The sequence below is a fragment of the Aquabacterium sp. UBA2148 genome (genome assembly GCF_002328915.1).
Lineage (GTDB): Bacteria > Pseudomonadota > Gammaproteobacteria > Burkholderiales > Burkholderiaceae_C > Aquabacterium > Aquabacterium parvum.
Map to the genome: position 1 here is coordinate 1 of NZ_DCXA01000307.1, position 4,956 is coordinate 4,956.

Here is a 4,956-nt window from a genome sequence, read left to right on the forward strand (position 1 = left end):
GCTTCACGGTGCGTAGTAGCCATAAGCCGTGCTGCCTTTCGGTCCGCGGTATTTGTTCAGCAAGCCGAGCACCACGGGGTGGTTTTCAACCGTGGCGTACGCCTGCTTGACGAGCGAAACCGGGGTGTTGTTGGCCTCGGTCACCAGCACCACCTGTCCCATGTGCGAGGCCAGGACCCTGGACTCGGTGGTCGACAGCAGTGGTGGGGTGTCGAAGATGATGATGCGATCGGGGTACTTGCTCGCCAGCTCGGACAGCAGGTTGTCCATGGCGTCACTGGCCAGCAGTTCGGTCGAGCGCGAGCTGGCCGTGCCGGCAGGCAAGAGGGTCAGCTTCGGGATGTTGGTGCGCAGGAGCACGTCCGGCAACTGGGTTTGCGGGGTCTCCAGCAGGTCGAGCAGGCCGTGGCTGGCCTGTACGCCGACACGCGCCAGCGCAGACGGCCTGAGCACGTCAGCTTCGACAAGCAGCACCGTGTGGTCCAGCTCCATGGCGATGCTGATGGCCAGGTTCAGCGATGTCTGTGTCTTGCCTTCACCGGCGACTGCGCTCGTCACCATGATGAGGTTGGCGCGGTTCGGGCGCATGGGCCCCTCGTGTCGGACGTTTTCCAGCAGAGGTCGCTTGATGATGCGGAATTCTTCTTCGAGCTGCGAGCGAGGCTGGCCCGGCACCAGCAGGCCAGCGCGCTGCATGCGCAGCAGGTCGAGGGTCACCTCGCGGCTGCGGCGTTCTCCCTGGCTGGAGGTTTCAGGCGCTGCGGCGGCAGGCGACGTGGCGACCTGTGTCGCAGGATCCGCCTGCGTGGGAGCCGCGCGTTGCGGATCGGTGTCTGCTGCGACCGCGCTGCTGTCTTCGGCCCCAGGCGACGGGGCGATTTCGCTCGGTGGTGCGGCAGGCTCCTCCTGCAGCAATGGCACGCCTGCGCGGCGCAGCTGTTCCAGTCGTTTGGCGGCTTGTTCGATCGTGTTCATCGTCTTCGACCTCAGGGCAGCCATTGCTGTCTGACGACGATCAGCCAGCAGACATTGACGAGCAGGAACAGGCCCACGAGGCCGAAGAACAAACGGTTGGCCTTCTGGACCGCTTCCGATGTCAGCGGGTTGATGACCAGCGAGGCCGAGCCCAGGATGGGGCGCCCGCCAACCTCTCGCAGACTGCGCGAGTCCTGCACCGTCGGGAAGACTTGCGCGAGCGCGAAAGCGACCCCGAAGCCTGCTGCAATGGACGCGATGAAGCCCAGGACGGCCACCAGCATGCGGCTGGGACGCGCGGGGGTGGGGGAGACACGTGGCGGCTCGACCACCCGGAAGTCGGCGACCTTGGTGGTGAGGTCGATTTTCTCGCCCAAGGACGCGGATTCACGTCGGGCCACCAGTTCCTCGTAGTTCTTGCGCACGACGGTGTAGTCGCGGTTGAGCTGGCTGAACTCTGCCTCGACCTCGGGCATGCGACCCGCCATGGCCCGGGCTTGCTCCAGTTGTGACTGCTGCGCGGAGAGTTGGCCTTGGAGCGACGCCACCTTGGCTTCGGCCTCGGCGAGCGAGACGCGGATGCGCTGGAAGACCGGGCTGGTGGGGGCTGGACCCCGCTTGCCGTCGCCACGCCGAGCTTCCTGCTCGGTCTTGCGCTGCTGCTCCAGTTGCGCGATGGTGCGGCGTGCCGCCATGACATCCGGGTGCTGGTCGGTGTAGCGGCGCAGCAGCTCATCGAGCTGGCGTTTTTGCGCATCCAGACGTGACTCGGTGTCGCTTTGCACCGGAGCCATGCCTGGCATCATGGCCTCGACGGGCATGGTGGGGTCTTCCTGGGAAAGCTCCCTCCTGAGGGCGTCGCGCGCTTGCGCGGCGGCTTGCAGCTCGATCTTCAGGCGGTTGACCTCTTCGGTGGACGCCGACATGCGCGCGTAATGGTCCTGGTCGGAGGTGCCGGTCAGGCCGAAGTTGCGCAGCTTGAAATCCTTGAGCCGGTTCTCGGACTCCATCAACTTGGCTTCGTAGGACTTGATCTGGTCGTCCAGGAAGCGGCGAGCCTGTTCGGAGTCGCGTTGCTTGTCGGTCACGCCCGAGCTCACGAACAACGAAACCAGCTCGTCGACGATGATTTGCGCCCGCTGCGGGTTGATGTCGCGGTAGGTGATGGCAAAGAGGTTGGCATCACCGCTGGGCAGCACCTTGATTTCGCGGGTGAGGCGGTCGATGGTCTTTTCGCGGTCGGCTGGGCTGAGGTTCTGCAAACCGGCCCGGGGCGAGGAGATCAGTCGCTCGACGTTGGGGCGGCTGATCAGCGTGCGCGCCAACATGCGAACCTGTTGATCGACGTCTGGCTGGAAAGCCAAGCCGCTCATCAGGGGTTTGAGCACGGTCTGGGTGTCGACGAACACCCGTGCCGATGCCTCATAGCGGTCCCGCACCAGCAGGGTGACGGCAGCCATGCTCAGGAGGGCGGCTGCCCATGCCGCAGCCACGCCCAGCCAGCGGCGCTGCCACATCGAAACCAGGATGCCGGAGACTTGTCTGAAAAGCTCGTCCATAGAGGCGATACAAGTGGACCCTCAGGCGACAGGTCTGCCGCCTGCCCAGGGGCCCGGTGTCAGAACCAGCTCTGGGGGATGATGATGATGTCGCCGGGGCGCACTTCCACGTTGGCGGAGATGTCGCCACGGCGGATCAGGTCTTTGAGCCTGACGCTGTAGGGTTTGCTCTTTTCGGCGCCGCGCACCAGCACCGCCGCGTTGCCATCGGCAAACTCGGTCAGGCCACCAACCTGGATCATGACGTCCAGCAGGGTCAGGTTCTGGCGGTATGGGACCGACTGCGGGCGGGCCGCTTCGCCCACGATGCGGATCTGCTCGGTCGAGACGCCCTGGAAGTTGTTGACGATGACGGTGACGACCGGCTCGCGGATGTACTTGGCCAGGGCTTGCTCGATTTCGCGTGAGAGCTCATCGGGTCGCCGACCGGCGGCCTGGATGTTTTCGACCAGGGGCAGCGAGATGCGACCGTCAGGGCGCACGGTGATGTTCGACGACAGGTCCGGGTTGCGCCAGACGACGACAGAGAGCTGGTCCAGTGCGCCGATGCGATAGGACTGCTCGACGTTGTCGGCGGTCATGGGTGCCGGGGGGTGTTGCTGGAACGAGCCGCAGCCGGTCAGCCCTGTAGCAAGGGCAAGGGCGATGAGCCAGAAACTGCCTGCTTGGCGGATGGAACGGGGCGGTGTCATCTGGGTACCCTCTTCTGTTTGAAATCCCTGCCGCCTCAGATCAGGCGAGCAGCCGGATGGACAAGGATCGGCTCGATCGCCCGCTCAAAGGGCATCGTCGCAGCGCCGCATCTTGGGCGGCGACATGATTAGAGCATGGCTCGGTAACGAGTTTGGTGGGATTCTGGAGACGGTCCCCGTGGATCTGGGGTAAAAAAAAGCCCGCCAGAGGCGGGCTTGGGTGGCTTGTGGTGTCTGTGTCACTTGACCGGCGGGGCGGTGACGGGCTCGGCCATCGGCATCAGGTTGCGCTTGGTGATGCCGGTTGGGAGGTTGCCTGCCAGCAGTGCGTACGGCGAGGAGCTGGTGGTCAGGAAGTTGCCTTTGGTCATGTCCACGAAGCCGGGGCTGGACGAGTTCTTGGTCAGGCCGTTGGCAGCGTTGCCGTCGATCAGGGTGTTGGTCAGGGTGTTGATGCCGTTCCACTTGGTGCCGGTGGCCAGGTTGGTGCCGCCGTACGGGTCAACCGTGTGAGCGAAGTTGTTGCTCCAGTTGGCTTGGAAGTCAGCGCGACCTTGGTAGTAGAACAACCCGATGGGTGCGGCGGTGGCGCCGGCGGTGGCAGGGGCTGCGTACAGCAGGTTGTTGCGGGCGACCACGGTGGTCTGGGCGCGGGTGTTCAACAGGTCGATCAGCGGCACGGGCTGCAGTTCGAAGTAGTTGTTGTTACGCCAGAAGGATTCGTTGTTGACGAACGAGGCCACGCGGTTGTTGTAGAAGAACAGGTTGCCTTCACGAGGCTGCTTGTTCGTGCCCATGCCGCCGTCACCGTGGCCCACGATGGCTTGCAGGTATTGGCGGGTGATCAGGATGTTGCTGTAAACGAAGGCGTTGGCCACCAGCTTCTCACCGTGCGTGTCGACCTGGGCGCTTTCGTGGTCGACGTTGGACTCGGGGTCACGCATGGCGATCAGGTCTGCACCGCCTTCGATGTAGTTGTAGCGGAAGATGACGCCAGCCGAGCGCTCTTTGATGTTGTCGCCGTTGCTGCCGTTGACCGGAGGTGCGAAGTAGTTGTACTCGTAGATGGTGCCGATGCCTTCGGTGTACGAGTTGTGCTCGCTGAAGCTGCCGACGTTGCCGTTGCCATGGAAGTGGTTGCGGGCGATCAGCAGGTTGCGGGTCTGCAACCATTCACCGCCGGTCGAGTTGGCGAACACCCCGAGGCCGTTGTCACCGATGTCGCACTTGGTGATGGCGACCTTTTCAGCGCCGTACATGGCGATGCCGGAGGAGAAGTTACCCCAGGCGCCGGTGCTGCCGGCCATGTTGGTGACCTTCTGCGGCGGGCGGGCGTTGCGGATCTTCAGGCCGGTGATGTGCAGGTAACCGGGCTTGTAGTTGCTCGAGCGGGTCACGACGCTGTTGCTGGGCGTCATGATGACGATCATGCCGGCGGTGTCCACGGCAGAGGGTGCGCCCGTGTTCTTGGGCATCACGGCGTTGGTGCCATCGAGGATGGGCATTTCACCGTTGGGGCCGGCAACGCCCTGGATGGTGATCCACTTGTTGTGACGACCGCGCGATGCCAGGTAGATGATGTTGTTGTAGGGCGTGGCGCGGTAGTTGATGTTGACGATGTCGCAAGGCAGCAGGGTCAGCCAAGGCACGGCGGCCGGCGTGGCGAATTCCTTGCCGTCACCCACTTCGAAGGTCTTGCCTTCGCCTGCGGCGCAAGCCGAGCGGCTGGG

At 64.1% G+C, this 4,956-nt stretch carries 4 protein-coding genes; all 4 read right to left on the reverse strand.

Features of this window, described 5'->3' with window-relative positions; genetic code table 11:
* Positions 1-3: 3 nt before the first annotated feature.
* Positions 4-975 (reverse strand): XrtA-associated tyrosine autokinase, encoded by a 972-nt coding sequence (locus B2W70_RS16880; RefSeq protein ID WP_286747566.1) that lies wholly within the window; start codon positions 973-975, stop codon positions 4-6.
* Positions 976-986: 11 nt separating this feature from the next.
* A complete protein-coding gene (locus tag B2W70_RS16885; protein ID WP_286747568.1) occupies positions 987-2,534 on the reverse strand; it encodes an XrtA system polysaccharide chain length determinant in 1,548 nt (515 codons plus the stop codon).
* Between the two features lie 59 nt (positions 2,535-2,593).
* On the reverse strand, positions 2,594-3,115 hold the full coding sequence (locus tag B2W70_RS16890) for an XrtA/PEP-CTERM system exopolysaccharide export protein (RefSeq protein WP_286747570.1): 522 nt from the start codon (positions 3,113-3,115) through the stop codon (positions 2,594-2,596).
* A 350-nt stretch (positions 3,116-3,465) separates the two neighbouring features.
* Positions 3,466-4,956 (reverse strand): hypothetical protein (locus tag B2W70_RS16895; protein WP_286747572.1); only part of this gene is annotated, 1,491 nt, incomplete at its 5' end.

Excerpts from the sequence above, each read along its gene's own strand:
- B2W70_RS16880 (WP_286747566.1), bottom strand. The coding sequence starts at position 975 with ATGAACACGATCGAACAAGCCGCCAAACGACTGGAACAGCTGCGCCGC.
- B2W70_RS16885 (WP_286747568.1), bottom strand. The coding sequence starts at position 2,534 with ATGGACGAGCTTTTCAGACAAGTCTCCGGCATCCTGGTTTCGATGTGG.
- B2W70_RS16890 (WP_286747570.1), bottom strand. The coding sequence starts at position 3,115 with ATGACCGCCGACAACGTCGAGCAGTCCTATCGCATCGGCGCACTGGAC.